Source organism: Haloferax sp. DFSO60, from assembly GCF_046557615.1.
Taxonomy (GTDB): domain Archaea; phylum Halobacteriota; class Halobacteria; order Halobacteriales; family Haloferacaceae; genus Haloferax.
Genome location: NZ_JBKIII010000001.1, coordinates 1,363,074 through 1,376,887 on the forward strand (window position 1 = coordinate 1,363,074; position 13,814 = coordinate 1,376,887).

15 protein-coding genes are annotated in these 13,814 nt (G+C 61.0%); 4 read left to right on the forward strand and 11 right to left on the reverse strand.

Annotated features, from left to right (window positions below; translation table 11 throughout):
- Positions 1-9: 9 nt before the first annotated feature.
- On the reverse strand, positions 10-1,278 hold the full coding sequence (locus ACK509_RS07300) for a DUF1743 domain-containing protein (RefSeq protein WP_410765817.1): 1,269 nt from the start codon (positions 1,276-1,278) through the stop codon (positions 10-12).
- A 143-nt stretch (positions 1,279-1,421) separates the two neighbouring features.
- Here ACK509_RS07300 and ACK509_RS07305 point away from each other — a divergent pair, with 143 nt between their 5' ends.
- Entirely contained in the window at positions 1,422-2,396 is a 975-nt protein-coding gene (locus tag ACK509_RS07305) for a transcriptional regulator (protein WP_410765818.1), read from the forward strand.
- A gap of 59 nt (positions 2,397-2,455) precedes the next feature.
- On the opposite strand, the gene ACK509_RS07310 is transcribed toward ACK509_RS07305, so the two are convergent.
- The 7 genes from ACK509_RS07310 to ACK509_RS07340 form a co-directional block, all read right to left on the reverse strand.
- On the reverse strand, positions 2,456-2,710 hold the full coding sequence (locus tag ACK509_RS07310; RefSeq protein WP_410765819.1) for a glutathione S-transferase N-terminal domain-containing protein: 255 nt from the start codon (positions 2,708-2,710) through the stop codon (positions 2,456-2,458).
- Positions 2,711-2,810: 100 nt separating this feature from the next.
- The gene (locus tag ACK509_RS07315; protein ID WP_410765820.1) at positions 2,811-4,178 is read right to left on the reverse strand and encodes an aryl-sulfate sulfotransferase; all 1,368 of its coding nucleotides are present in this window, start codon (positions 4,176-4,178) and stop codon (positions 2,811-2,813) included.
- Positions 4,179-4,316: 138 nt separating this feature from the next.
- Positions 4,317-5,723, reverse strand: coding sequence for an NCS2 family permease (locus ACK509_RS07320; RefSeq protein ID WP_410765821.1), 1,407 nt, complete (start codon positions 5,721-5,723; stop codon positions 4,317-4,319).
- A gap of 197 nt (positions 5,724-5,920) precedes the next feature.
- Positions 5,921-6,634 carry a phosphoribosyltransferase family protein gene (locus ACK509_RS07325; protein WP_410765822.1) on the reverse strand — a complete coding sequence of 238 codons (714 nt, stop codon included), beginning with the start codon at positions 6,632-6,634 and terminating at the stop codon, positions 5,921-5,923.
- Positions 6,635-6,708: 74 nt separating this feature from the next.
- The gene (gene pyrE, locus ACK509_RS07330) at positions 6,709-7,239 is read right to left on the reverse strand and encodes an orotate phosphoribosyltransferase (RefSeq protein ID WP_410765823.1); all 531 of its coding nucleotides are present in this window, start codon (positions 7,237-7,239) and stop codon (positions 6,709-6,711) included.
- 66 nt (positions 7,240-7,305) lie between these two features.
- Positions 7,306-7,617 carry a hypothetical protein gene (locus tag ACK509_RS07335; RefSeq protein WP_410765824.1) on the reverse strand — a complete coding sequence of 104 codons (312 nt, stop codon included), beginning with the start codon at positions 7,615-7,617 and terminating at the stop codon, positions 7,306-7,308.
- Positions 7,618-7,829: 212 nt separating this feature from the next.
- Positions 7,830-8,372, reverse strand: coding sequence for a CDP-2,3-bis-(O-geranylgeranyl)-sn-glycerol synthase (locus tag ACK509_RS07340; RefSeq protein WP_410765825.1), 543 nt, complete (start codon positions 8,370-8,372; stop codon positions 7,830-7,832).
- 122 nt (positions 8,373-8,494) lie between these two features.
- Here ACK509_RS07340 and ACK509_RS07345 point away from each other — a divergent pair, with 122 nt between their 5' ends.
- Positions 8,495-9,334, forward strand: coding sequence for a proline dehydrogenase family protein (locus ACK509_RS07345; RefSeq protein WP_410765826.1), 840 nt, complete (start codon positions 8,495-8,497; stop codon positions 9,332-9,334).
- Between the two features lie 66 nt (positions 9,335-9,400).
- Entirely contained in the window at positions 9,401-10,012 is a 612-nt protein-coding gene (locus tag ACK509_RS07350) for a DUF502 domain-containing protein (protein WP_410765827.1), read from the forward strand.
- A 39-nt stretch (positions 10,013-10,051) separates the two neighbouring features.
- Here the strand turns inward: ACK509_RS07350 and ACK509_RS07355 are convergent, their stop codons facing one another.
- Positions 10,052-10,990 carry a branched-chain amino acid transaminase gene (locus tag ACK509_RS07355; RefSeq protein WP_410765828.1) on the reverse strand — a complete coding sequence of 313 codons (939 nt, stop codon included), beginning with the start codon at positions 10,988-10,990 and terminating at the stop codon, positions 10,052-10,054.
- Positions 10,991-11,080: 90 nt separating this feature from the next.
- Here ACK509_RS07355 and ACK509_RS07360 point away from each other — a divergent pair, with 90 nt between their 5' ends.
- Entirely contained in the window at positions 11,081-11,962 is an 882-nt protein-coding gene (locus tag ACK509_RS07360; protein ID WP_410765829.1) for an NAD-dependent epimerase/dehydratase family protein, read from the forward strand.
- 18 nt (positions 11,963-11,980) lie between these two features.
- Here ACK509_RS07360 and ribB read toward each other — a convergent pair whose 3' ends face one another.
- Positions 11,981-12,664 (reverse strand): 3,4-dihydroxy-2-butanone-4-phosphate synthase, encoded by a 684-nt coding sequence (ribB, locus tag ACK509_RS07365; protein ID WP_410765830.1) that lies wholly within the window; start codon positions 12,662-12,664, stop codon positions 11,981-11,983.
- Positions 12,661-13,374 (reverse strand): DUF120 domain-containing protein, encoded by a 714-nt coding sequence (locus ACK509_RS07370; protein ID WP_410765831.1) that lies wholly within the window; start codon positions 13,372-13,374, stop codon positions 12,661-12,663. Before ACK509_RS07370 ends, ribB begins: the two co-directional genes overlap by 4 nt.
- Positions 13,375-13,814 lie beyond the last annotated feature (440 nt).

The window sequence follows — 13,814 nt, forward strand, 5'->3', positions numbered from 1 at the left end:
ATTCAAAACTCAGCGTTCGGGATGCGTTGCCGCGTCGAACCCGCCGCGAACCAGTGGTTTGGCGATGTGTCGTCGCGCACACGGCGGCACTTCGTACCACCCGAGTTCGAGGTCACGTTCGATTTCGGTCTCGACTTTTCCGGGTTCAGACGTCCCGCAGTCGCGGCACCGATAGCCCTGATTTCGCCCCGCGCTCTTCATCGTTCGCCCACATTCGGGGCACGTCGGCGTCGTCTCCTCGCTCTCTACGAGGTCGCGGACGGCAAACTTCTCTAATTTGAGCGTGCCGTCGGTCACTTCGCCACAGACGGTGAGTTCGTCGCCACTGCGGAGCGAGCGAACGCGGTTTCGGAAGCGTTTGGTGGGTTCGAACGCCGCGACGGGAAGGTTCGTGTCGTCGTCCGAGAGCGTGAAGAAGACGTGGCCGCCGCGTCGCGTCTCGGGGTCGGATTCGACGCTTCCAGTCACGCGGTAGGCGTGGCCGTCTCGAAGGTCGGCGATATCTCCCGGCTGGAGGTGCATATCGGTCCCCTGATTGGTGAGAAATGTCGCCTCGCGGTCCACGGGTTCGGCGTCGATGTGTTCGGCGACGTCGCGAACCACGTCGGGGTCGTCGCCGCGAATCCCGTGTAGAATCGGGCCGGGTGCGTTCGGCACGCACACGGCCTCGCCTTCGCCGTGGTCCACGGTGTCCCACGCAGTCGGATAGCCAGCATCGGCCGACTCGAACACCGAGTCGATATCGACCTCACGCGGCGTCCCACAGCGATGAAACTCTCGATACGAGATGTGTTCGTAGGTCCACGTATCGAACGCGGCCCACGCGCCAATCGCCGCGAGTGCCCCGATTTGGCCGCGGCCACCGTGCCATCCCTGCGTGAGGAACCCGGACCGAGAGGCCGTTTCGACCGCGTCATCGGTCGTGTGAAAGTCGCGGACTGCGTCGCGTGCGAACTGGGTGACGTTCGTCGGAACCGTATCGGCAGACCCCGGTGCGACGACGACTCCGGGGCTGGTTCGCTCGTCGTCGATGACAGCCCACCGTTCGAGTTCGGCGCGCGCGAGGTCGAAGGCCTGTCCTGCGGGGAAGTCTGTGTGAATCGCCAGTGCGGCGTTCCCGCGCGTCTTGTGTTCGACGGCGGGATTCAACCGAATCAAGAGCATCCGCTCGATGCGTCCCCCGTGTGCTTCGATGGCCTCGGCGACGAGTGTCGCGAGGTACGTCGTACACATCCCCAAGGTGCGCGAGTCAGTGTCGTCGAGGCCGATGACGGTCATCAACGGAGATAGCTTCAGCGCAGGGTAACACCTTTCGGGTCGGTTTCAACTATATAACTGAGTGGGGAACCACGGAGTAATCAGGGGACGCAAGCCTCGATACGGGGAAAATGCTTTATGGGCCGAATCACTTAATGCCCCCTATGTCCCGGTCAGCGCTGGTTGGTAACGTCGCCGCGATGCTCCAAGACGCGGGCTTTGTCGTGAGCGACCGCATCGCCATCCGGCCGAAGAGCTTCGACCTTGCCGCACGCAGAGGTGAGGACTTGGTTCTCTTGAAGATACTCGGAAACATCGACGCCTTCGACGGCATCATCGGGTCCGAGATGCGACGACTGGGGTCGTACCTCAATGCGACACCACTGGTGATTGGCCTCCGCACCCGCGACGAGAACCTCAAACCCGGTGTCGTCTACTTCCGTCACGGCGTCCCGGTCATCAACCCGGACACCGCGATGGACTTCTTCGTCGAGGGCGTCCCACCGCTCATCTACGCCGCCCCCGGCGGTCTGTACGTGAGCCTCGATGGCGACATCCTCGCCGAAGAGCGCAAAGAGCGTGGCTGGAGCCTTGGCCGTCTCGCGACCGAACTCGGCGTCTCACGCCGAACCGTCTCGAAGTACGAAGACGGGATGAACGCCAGCATCGAAGTGGCGGTCCAACTCGAAGACCTGTTCAATCGGCCCTTCTCCAACCCAGTGGACGTACTCGATGGGGCGGACGACGTTCGGGATTCGGAACCGACGCCCGCAGACCCCGCGGCGGACCCCGCGGACGAACACATCGTCTCGGTACTCACGAGTGCCGGGTTTAGAGTCCACCCCACTGCTCGCGCGCCGTTCAAAGCCGTCAGCGAAGACGAGGACCGCCGCGAACGAACGAACATGCTCACAGGTCACTCGCCGTTCACACGAAGCGCCCAGAAGCGCGCCGAAATCATGTCCTCGCTGGGTGAGATTACGCAGACGCGCTCGGTATACTTCGTCGAAGAGACCCAAAAGCGCACCTCGGTCGATGGGACGGGCATCGTTAGTTGCGAGGAACTCGCCGCCATCGACGACCCCGACCTGATTCGCGACCTGATTCGCGAACGCGCCCGCGACCCGGCCGAAGGGTAAGCGACACGCTCAGGGCTTCTTTTGAAAAAGAGCGTCGTCGGTGACGCGAAAACTCGAACTTACGCGGCGGAGCCGTAGGTCTCTTCCAGATATGCGACGATATCGTCGCTCTCGGGCATGCCATCCACGTCGTGTTCCTCGTCGATGAGGACGGGGACGCCGGTCTGGCCGCTTACTTCCTGTACTTCCGTGCGCTCGGAGTGGGCACGCGGGACCATCTGTGACTCGTACTCAAGGCCCAGTTCGGCGAGTTTGTTCTTGACCTTGGCACAGTACGGACAGCCTTCGAGTTCGTACAAGATGAGATTCGACATCGCCTGTTGGTATGGACGGCGACCTAAAGAGTGGCGTGGTCGTGTGCAGCCGAGATGCACACCGCCGAAAGCAGTGGGTGGTGGGTGAGCCTGGAGTTCGTCACCGGTCGATTTTCCGACGGATACCCACGGCGAGTTCGCCGACGAGCCAAACCCCGCCGACGAGTGCGCCGCAAATCACCCAGACGAAGTCCCACCCGGACATCCACACTGGTCGAAGCCACGGTGTGACGTGCGCCCACCGAACTGCGAACTCGTTCATCGGGGCTTCGAGTACCGTCCCCGCGAAGGTCGCGCGCATCTGTCCGACGAAGCCCACGCTCTCACCGCTTCCGGCAGTGAGGTTCGCGCTTCCGGTAATGGGGTAGGTTCCACTCGCCCCGAGGTCACGGATAGTCGGCCCCGAGGACTCGTCACCGTGAGCCACTCGCTCGGCGTCGTACGGACCCCACGTCGCATAGTACTCCCAGACGACTTCGCCGGTCGGCGTGATTTCCATGACGCGGTGGTTGAGCGTGTCCACGATGAGCGTGTTTCCGTTCGGCAGGCGGTCGGCATCACGCGGCCAGTTGAGGATGTTCTCGCCGACTGACCACGTTTGGACCCACTCGCCGTTCTCTTTGGCGTACTCGACGACGCGGTTGTTTCCGCTGTCGGCGACGAGAATCGTCGGCGTGCCGTTCTCGCTGAGCAACCAATCGGGGTTGTGCTGCTCGTTCATAATCTCGTAGTCGTCGTCGGTGCCGAGGCGCTCGACGATTTCGCCGGTCTCCATGTCGATGACGACCGCTTGGTCGAAGTTCCGTGGTGACAAGAGCAGTTTGCCGTCGCCGATGGGGTCCACGTCGTTGACGTGGGTCCAGTCGTCGTTGAAGCCGCCGTCAGTCTCCTCGGGGAAGTGGTCTCTGAAGTACCACTCCCACGTAATCTCCTCTGTCGAGCGATTGTAGACGACGATTCGGTCGTCACTCTGTCCCGTGGTTTCGTTCCACGCGCGCATGTTGGCGATGACGAACTCGTCGCCGCCGAGGTAATCCACGTCGTGGGTGTCGTCCATATCGAGTGTCGTCTCCCAGACGCGCTCGCCCGTCTCAGGGTCTAATTCGAAGATGACCGTCTGTTTTTGGACAGGTGACGAGACGAGCAGGTTGCCGTTCGGGAGCGGGTCCACGTCGAAGAACCACCCACGGTCGTCGGTGGTACTGTTGTACGTCCACTCGAGCGACCCTCGTTCGCCGACCGAGATGAGTCGAGCGGGTTTCTTCGGGTTCGTATTCCCACGGAACGTGTACCCCTGAACGCTGACGACTGTCGAACCGTTTGCAGGGCTCGTAATCGTCCCCGGCACGAGGTCCGGTTCAGTCTGTGGATTGTACGTCACCGCGGAGACTGCCGCTGGCGAAATCAACGCAGCGATGAGGAGAAACACACCGAACCGGAGAACGGTGCGTCTGGAGGGCAGTTTCATCCAGAGAAGAGACGGCATACACGATATAATGTATTTTGTCCGTCATTTTTACAGACAGTTCCGAGTCCCGTGAGTTCAACTCGACCAGACAGTATCGTCGGAGAGAAAGAAAACGGCTATAAAAAGTAATTTTCGCCGTTAGATTGTCGCCTGCAACATGCCCGAAGTCCGGACGATGAAGTAGACGAAGAAGGCCGCAGAGAGCGCCCACTGCCCGGCGCTGATGTCGTCGTACTCACCGGCGGCGACTTTGACGAGCGGGTAGGAGACGATGCCCGCGGCGATGCCGTACGCGATGGAGTACGTGAAGGGCATGATGAGGATGGTCATGCCTGCCGGAATCGTGTGGGTGATGTTGTCCCATTCGATGTCGATGACGTTCTGCAACATCACGACGCCGATGACGACGAGCGCGATGTGCGAGGCGTAGAGCGGAACGGCGGTTGCGAGTGGGATGAGTGCGAGCGAGGCGATGAACAAGACGGCGACGACGAGCGCGGTGAGGCCCGTGCGACCGCCCTCTTCGACACCCGTCGCGGACTCGATGTACGTCGTGACCGTCGAGGTGCCGAGCATGGCACCCGCAGTGGTACCGATTGCGTCGGCCATGAGTGGCTTGTCGATGTCGGGGAGGTTACCGTCTTCGTCGAGGAAGTTCGCGGCCTGTCCGACGCCGACGAGGGTACCCGCGGTGTCGAAGAAGTCCACGAAGAAGAACGTGAAAACGATGAGGGCGAAACTGAACGCCTCGATGCCGCCGAAGCCGGAGATGAACGCACCGGCGAGCGGCGTGATGTCGTAGGTTGCGGCCGAGGAGCCAGCGACGAGACCAGCTTCGGGCGAGACAACACCGAACGTGGTGAGCGCCCATCCGATAATCGTCGTGGCGGCGATGCCGATGATAATCGACCCGGGGATGCCCGCGGCGTAGAGCGCGAACGTGAGGAACAGGCCGACGATGGAGACGATTGCGACGGGGTTCGAAGCGAGGTTGCCGAGCGTGAGGAGCGTCGCGGGATCGTTCACGACGATTCCCATCGCTTGGAGTCCGATAATCGTCAGGAACAGGCCGATACCCGTTCCGACGGCCATCTTGACCGGCTGTGGGAAGACCTTGATGATGGCTTCACGTGCGCCGACGGCCGTGAGGGCGATGAAAATCAGCCCTTCGACGAAGACGGCGGCGAGCGCAGTTTGCCAGGAGACGCCGAGTGCGCCGATAACCGTGAAGGCGAAGAAGGCGTTCAGGCCAAGACCGGGCGCTTGCGCGAACGGTCGATTAGCGTAGAATGCCATCACCAGTGTGGCGATTGCGGCAGCGAGGATGGTTACGACCGCAAGCATCGACTGGACCTGACCCGGCGCGAATCCGGAGATGATGACGCCCGGTTTCGCGTCTGGAATCCCCGTCATGATGGCGGGGTTGACGACAACGATGTAGGACATCGTCAGGAACGTCGTGATACCTGCGATTATCTCGGTCCCAACTGAGGACCCGTGTTTATGCACGTCGAAGTAGTTTGAGAGGGATTCAACAAGCCCCATGATGCACGAGTAAGCATACCTTGCAATTCACACATAAGCATTACCATTGAGAGACCAGAAAATATGCACGTTCGTGAATTAATTTCGGAGAAATACAGAATCCACCAACACGGGCGTGACTATTTTCGAGTGAGAAATGGTGAAAATAGTGAGAAAACGGGTCGAAATGCGACCGCGTTCCCGGTCCGTCGTGGGAATTACTCGAACTGACTGAGTGCGCCGACCGGTGCGTCAGTGAGTTCGCGGGCGCGGTTGACACCTTCGTCGCCGACGGCGATGAGTGCGAAGACACCCGCGATATCGGCGTTCGCTTGCTGTGCGATGTCCACGAGGAGTTCCTGCGTCTCGCCGGAGCGAATCAGGTCGTCCACGACGAGGACGCGCTGTCCGGCGTCGATGGCGCTCTGGGGGAGATAGTAGGTGAGTTCGATACCCGAGGCGAGACGCTGGCGAGATTCGATGAAGTCCTCGACGGCCGTCTCTTTCGACTTCTTCGCGTAGGCGAGACGCGCGCCGAAGTAGCTCGCCATCGCGGCACCGAGGGTAATCCCGTCGGTTGCGGCGGTCAAGACGACGTCGGGCCGTTCGAGGTTGAGCGCGTTCGCGGCGACGGGTGCGATGAGGTCGAGAAAAGACTGGTCGAAGACGACACCGGAGTTGTCGACGTAGCCCTCGTCGTCGAATCGGACGCGGGCTTCGAGTTCGTCGGACAGTGCGTCGCGGCCGACACCTTCGACGACTTCACGAGCGCGTTCGACGCCGGGGAGGACGTGGCCGTTGACGTAGCGATTGAGGTCACCTGCCGGGAGTCCAGTGAGAGCGGCGAGTTCGTCGTAGGTCCGCGTTTCCTTGAGCATCCGGAGGACGGAGACAGCCTGCAACTGGAGTGCGGCTTTCTCTGCTCTGTTCATACCCTCGTGTTCGCGTTTGCACAAAAATGAATACTTCGATTGTAGATTGTGCGCTACTTACTCACAGACGTGTATCAGTTGTCGGCGTCGGCGAGCAAGTCTTCGGCGGTGAGGAGTGCTTGCAGTTCGATGTCGTGTTCCGCGAGAAGTTCTGAAGCGCCTTCTTGGCGGTCAACGACGACGATAACGCGGTCTACGACTGCGCCAGCATCGCGGAGTGCTTCGACGGCATCGACCGCGCTCTGGCCCGTCGTGGCGATGTCTTCGAGAACGACGACTTCTTCGCCATCTTCGAGTGCGCCTTCGATGCGCTTGGCCGTGCCGTACTCTTTGGCCTTCTTGCGCGCGATGACGTAGGGTTTCTCGGTCTCGACCGCGGTGGCGGCCACGAGTGGGACTGCACCGAGTGCGACACCCGCGAGCTTCTCGTCGTCGGCGACGAGTTCGGCGAATGCCTCGGCGATGAGTGCGAGACACTTGGGGTCAGTCTCGAAGAGGTACTTGTCCACGTAGTAGTTCGAGGTGCCGCCGTGGGACAACTCGAACTCGCCAAACTGGACCGCGTTCGCCGCGCGCAGGGCCGCGATGAGTTCGTCGTTCGCCATGTTGTTTCGAGAGGCAACAGGGAGGCGCTTAAACGGGGCGGTTCGGGCGTATGGAGAGTTACACCATCATCTGAAACCCTGCCACCCACGGGCGAGTGCGACGACGGCGAGGAGTAGATACAGTATCGTGAGCAGCAAATCTCCCTGAGAGAGAAAGCCGACGAACGCGGTTGCGAGTGCGTAAAAACCCACAAAAACGAGCGAGACTGCGTACGCTTTCTGTTTTTGCAGGAGCGCAAATACGCCAGCAACCGCGCCAAGAAAGAGCAACGCACCAGCGAGTGGAAAATTTTGAATGTACAGCACGACGGCCCCGCCGACACCGGCGACGACCAAGCCACGGCCACTGAGTCGTCGCCGTGAGTACTGCAATTCCATAGTCAAGATTGGATTCTGCATTGACATAAATCACTCACTCAAGAATGCAAGCCACTGCACCGCGAGCGAGTCCGAAGGCCGAGTCTCGCGGCTTTTTTCCTCCACCGTGAGACGCTTCGCGCCTCACGAGCCTTCGCTCGCTGACGCTCACGAAGACAGGTTTTTGCTCCGAGCGGGTCGCCGGAGGCGACCCCGAGGAGTAAAAAAGTGGGTTAGTAGGGCTCGTTCTTCAGTCCAAGCACATACGCGCCCACGTTCGTCACGACGTGGAGTACGGGCGTCATCACGAGGACGACGGCGAGGAGCGGAAGCGTAAACGTCGCGGTGAACCACGCGGGGGCGAGAACGAAGGCGAGAACGAGCGCGCCGACGACGAAGTCGAGTTGGTCGAGACCGGGGAAGGCCGCGCCGCGCTCGCGCCCGGTTCGGCGCTTGAGGAAGGACGCACCGATGTCGCCGAGCATCGCGCCGAGGGCGAGGGCGAATCCGGCGGCGACGGGGAAAGAAGGAAGAGAGAAACCGACTAGAGAAGACAGGGTTGGTTGGACCACGTTGAGTGCGAGCGCGACGGCTAACCCGGCGAGCGTTCCCGCCGCAGTTCCGCGCCACGTCTTGCCGTCGCCGAGGATGCGACGGCCGCCCATGGTTCTGCCGCCGTCGATGGGGCGGCCGCCGCCAGCGAGGACGGCGGCGTTGTTCGGAATATAGGCGGGCAACATCGCCCAGAAGGCAGTGACGATAAGAGAGATGACCATACTGGGTGGTCTAGTGGGAGACATGTAAGTTCCGACGGTTTGTCGTAGCAGGGCGTCGTCGCGCGGTTTCGCACAAAGCAGGGATGGTAAGTCTGATAATCGAACGCTTGCAATCGACCATTATGATTCCGCCCATCGCGAGCAAATTCGTCGCCGGAGAGTCTGAGGCGGCGGCGCTCGACCACGCCCGACGCATGAACGAAGACGGCGTGGCGGTTATTCTGAACCTGCTCGGCGAGCACTATCACGAACGCGGCCCTGCGGACGAAGACGCCGACATCTACATCAAATTAGTCGAAGACATCGCCGAAACCGACCTCGACGCCTGTGTCTCGGTCAAGCCCTCGCAAATCGGCCTCGACATGGGCGCAGATGTCTTCTCGGAGAACTACCGCCGCATCGCGGAGGCCGCCGACGAACACGACGTGTTCGTCTGGTGCGACATGGAAGACCACGAGACGACCGACGCGACGCTCGACGCGTTCGAAGAACTCGCCCGCGAGTTCGACGGTGGGATGGGTCTCTGTGTGCAGGCGAACCTCAAGCGCACGCCCGACGACCTCGAACGTCTCTCAGACGTGCCGGGGAAGATTCGACTCGTCAAAGGTGCCTACGACGAACCAGCCAACATCGCACACAAGAACAAGGCGAAAGTGGACGAAGTGTACAAAGAGTTGCTGGAGTACCTCTTCGACGAGTACGTCGGCGGCGTCGCCGTGGGCAGTCACGACCCGAAGATGATTTCGTACGCGAAGGAACTCGGCGCGCAGTACGACCGTGACTACGAGATTCAGATGCTCATGGGCGTGCGCGAAGATGAACAACGAAACCTCGCGGGCGAGGGTGTCGAAGTCTGGCAGTACGCTCCCTACGGCGGCAAGTGGTTCTCGTACTTCTATCGTCGCGTCCGCGAACGCAAGGAGAATGCTCTCTTTGCACTCCGCGCAATCGTTGGAATTTGAAATCTGGGCAAGATGCGTCGTCACTAGAAATCCCCTTAAGCCCACGGGTACACCTACCGCGTATCAATGTCCTCGTGGAGACGCGATTTCGCAAGCGGGCTCGTGGTCCTCGTTCCGCTTCTTGTCATTACGTACGTCCTGTCTATTCTGTACACCAGTATCGTCAAGCTACCAATCATCAGAAACCTCCCTGAGCCGACTGGTTTCTTCGTCGCCATCGTGGTGTTCTTGATGCTCGTCCTCTCGGTGGGGTACCTCATGCGGACCACCGCAGGGCGCTTGCTCGAATCCGGTCTCGACGGCGCGATGAACAAAGTCCCACTCGTTCGCATTCTCTACAACGCCTCGAAACTCGCAGTGGAAACTGCACTCACTGGGACCGAAGACCTCCAGAAACCCGTCCGCCTCGAAGTGTGGCCGGGCGTCCGCATGACGGCGTTCAAGACGGGAAAGAAGACCAAAGACGGCAAAGATATCATCTTCATGCCCACTGCACCGAACATCACGACCGGATTCGTGATGGAAGTCGAACCCGACGATATCGAAGAGACCGGTGAACGGGTCGAAGAGGCACTGACGCGGATTCTCTCCGCAGGATTCGCCGAAGAAGACCACACGAGCAACTTCGATATCGAAGTCAAAGAAGAACAAGCACCGGCCTCCCAAACCGAGAGCTAGCCGCTCGAATGCAGTTTTTGAAAAAGTCGCAGTCAGCGTTTACTGCTCGTCGACGTAGGTGAACCACTCTTCGTGGTCGTCGGTGCGACGTTCCACGAGGTCGAAGAACGCAGTCTGGAGTTCTTCGGTGACCGGGCCGCGCGACCCGTCGCCGATGATGACGTTGTCTACCTTGCGAATCGGCGTGACCTCTGCAGCGCTGCCGGTGAAGAACAGTTCGTCGGCAGTGTGGAGTTCGCCACGGCTGATAGTCGCGCTGTCGTCGACTTCGTAGCCGCGTTCGCGGGCGAGCGTGATGACGGTATCCCGAGTGATGCCGTCGAGGATACTCTGCGAGAGACCGGGCGTGAGAATCTTGCCGTCGCGGACGAGGAAGATGTTCTCGCCGGGGCCTTCTGCGACGTTGCCCTCTTTGTTGAGGACGATTGCTTCGGTGTAGCCGTTGCGGCGGGCTTCCTCACCTGCGAGCAGGGAGTTCACGTACAGACCCGTCGTCTTGGCGTTCGTCGGAATCTGGCTGGAGGCGTGCTTGCGCCACGAAGAGACCATCACATCGACACCCTGTTCGAGGGCTTCTTCGCCGAGGTACGCACCCCACGGCCACGCCGCGATGGCGACGTCCGTCGGGTTGTCCTGGGGACTCACGCCGAGCGAGTCGTAGCCGAAGTAGGCGATGGGGCGGATGTAACACGATTCGAGGTCGTTGCGACGGATGACTTCCAGCGTCGCCTCGGTGAGTTCTTCGGGCGAGTGCGGAATCTCCATGTTGTACGGCTTGCCGGAGGCGTACAGCCGTTCGAGGTGTTCTTCCCAGCGGAAGATTGCCGGACCGCGGTCTGTCGAGTAGGCGCGAACGCCCTCGAAGACGCCAGTCCCGTAGTGGAGGCCGTGCGTGAGGACGTGAATCTTCGCGTCCTCCCAGTCCACGTACTCTCCGTTCATCCAAATCGTGGACACATCCATGTCGTCGAATCCCATGTACAGGCTTTCGGAGGCCCCCCTCTAAAATCATGACGAACCGTCCATCCGTTCCTCAGACATTTTGGCAGTGACATCCATCTTCGGTGTATGTCTGTCAACTCCGTCGTCGTCACGGGCGGAACCGGGAACATCGGGCCGACCGTTATCGAACATCTCCAAGCCCACGGCTACACCGTCACCAACGCTAGCAGGAGCGGCGGGTCGGTCGTCGCCGACCGCGACTTCCGCACGGACGCCCTGAATTCGGGCGATTTGACTGCCACACTCGCCGCCGTCGATGCGGACGCAGTGGTCCACCTCGGTACGATTTCGACGCCGACGAACGACCCCGGCCACCGCGTCTTCGAGAGCAACGTCCAATCGACCTACAACGTCCTCGAAGTCGCCGCCGCGCTCGATATCGACCACGTCGTCCTCGCCTCCAGCATGAGCGCCATCGGCGGGGGGTTCGAACCCGACCCGGCGCGAATCGACTACCTCCCGGTCGATGAATCTCATCGGACAACGCCGTCGAATCCGTACGGACTCGGCAAGCGACTGGCCGAGCAGACCGCGGATGGGTTCGCTCGCAGAACGGACGCTCCGAAGACCATCACCAGTCTCCGCTTCCCGTGGATGCCGAGCGAGGACGAGGCCCGAGCGACGTTCGCCGAGTCGGACCGGTCACTCGATGGACTTCGAGAAGCGGGGTTCTTCCACACCGCCCGCAACACCCTCTTTTCCTATCTCGGTCGTGAGGACGCGGCGCGCGCAGTTCGACTCGCCATCGAAGCCGAGTTCGAGGGGCACGAAGTCCTCTGGCTCGCGGCCGCAGACACGAGTACGCCGGTCCCGTCCGCGACGCTCGCGCGTGAGGTCTATCCGGATGCAGAGATTCGAGCAGAATTGAGCGCGAATCAGTCGCTCGTCTCGACCGAGAAAGCAAACGAGGTACTCGGGTGGAAACCCGAGTGGTCGTGGCGACAGTAAGCGAATTCAGACCTTCGATTAGGCGAGTTCGTCGAGGAGGCTGTCGCCGTCGATAAAGGCGAGTTCGTGTCGCGTGGCGTATTCGCGGGCCGCAGAGACAGAGAGTGCCGAACCGGAGTGGTCGTCGAGCATCTCACAGACGACGACGGCGGGCGGGAGGTCGACCTCGTCGGCGAGTGCGAGACCGAGTTCGGTGTGTCCTTGGCGGTCGTCGAGGAGATTCGGCGCGCCGCGGAGCAGATGAACGTGGCCGGGTGCGCGGAACTCGTTGCCGAAGTCGGTCGCGTCGTAGTCGCCCGCGCGGGCGGCGTCGGCGACGGGAGCGAGGCGTGAAATCGTCATCGCCCGGTCGCGGTCGGTGATGCCCGTAAACGAGTCGCGGTGGTTCACGGTGAAGGAGAACGACGAACGCGAGTCGTAGGCGAGGTCGTGTGAAGCAGTCGCCGGGTGGTCGAGTACGTCGTCCATGAAGGGAAGTGCAAGAGACTCGGCCACGTCGTCGGCGAGTGCGACACAGACGAGTCCACCGGCGTCGTTACGCATGCGAGCGACGGCGGCGGGGTCAACCGACGCTGCGGGGTAGACGAGGTCCGTCTCACCTTCGCGGTCGTCGAAGTCGTGGATGAGGACGGGGTCGCCTGCGCCGAAGGCATCGCGCACTTGCTCGAACGCGTCGAGGTCGGTTTCGGTGGCGCGACTCATTCGGATTCGACCTCCTCGACGCGGACGGCAATCGAGTCATCGTCTTCGAGTTCGAGTTCGTCACGGAGTTTGTCGGGTGCGATGATTTCGAGTTGCGACTCGTCGTGATGGGTTCGCTCGGGGACGATGATGTGGACCGGTTCGTACGTCTCGTCGCCCGCATCGATTTGTGCGGCATAGCACGTCGCCGGGCCGAACGTTCGTTCGTCGTCTTCCCAGCCATCGATTGGGACCGCATCGAGCGACGACATGCCCGCGCGGGCGTGAATCGCGTCTTCGGTCAGTTTGACGTTCAGCGTCCCGGGGAAGGGTTCGTAGCCGAGTCGCTCGATGAACTGCTCCATGTAGCCCGACAGGGAGATGTAGTGGCGTCCTTCGCCCATCCCACCGGTGACAGTTCCGTCGAGCGTGACCGTCGAGGGCGTCTCGAAGATGCGACGGTAGTCGGCGTACTCCTTGCGGAGCGCGCCTTCACCGGCTTCTGTAATCGTGATCCACTGGCCGTCTGCGACGACTTCGCGGTCGATGAAGTCGGCTTCGTCGAGTTGCTGGAGGCGACGGGATGCCGTCTGATTCGAGACATCCAGTCGAGTTGCGAGACCGGCGCAGGAGACCTTGACCGGCCCGGAGCGGCCGCCGTCGAGGGCGATGAGTTTGAGCGTGGCCAACTCGTCGTAGCCAACTACAGCGGCGACTGCCGATTCTGACATATCTCACTATTTGGATGGATGAGCCATAAGCGTATCGTAAATGGAATGTATCCCAAAAATGGAATGGGCGCGAGAACGGTGACGTTCCGCCCCGAGAGTCGTTCTGGTACAACGATTCGTCGCGTCGCTCCTAAGTCCGTCGGTTACAGGGAGGGTGAGGTCAGAAGGGATGAGGAAGGTCAGATGACACTCGACTTTCGTCGGGCGCTCATAACCGAGATTCCTTCGTTTGCTGAGCAGTTCGGACAGGCGTAGACGTTGCCATCGTCGTCACCGAATACGCGAACGAAGTTTCCGGAAACGAACGACTTGCAGTAGGTACATCGACTCATTGGTGGTGGGGTGGGTCGAAGGGGCGGCAGGTGCCCCGTCGCACATAGAGAGAGGCCTGCAAGTGAAATACCGATACTACCTAACTAGTATGGTACAGGTGGACAGGT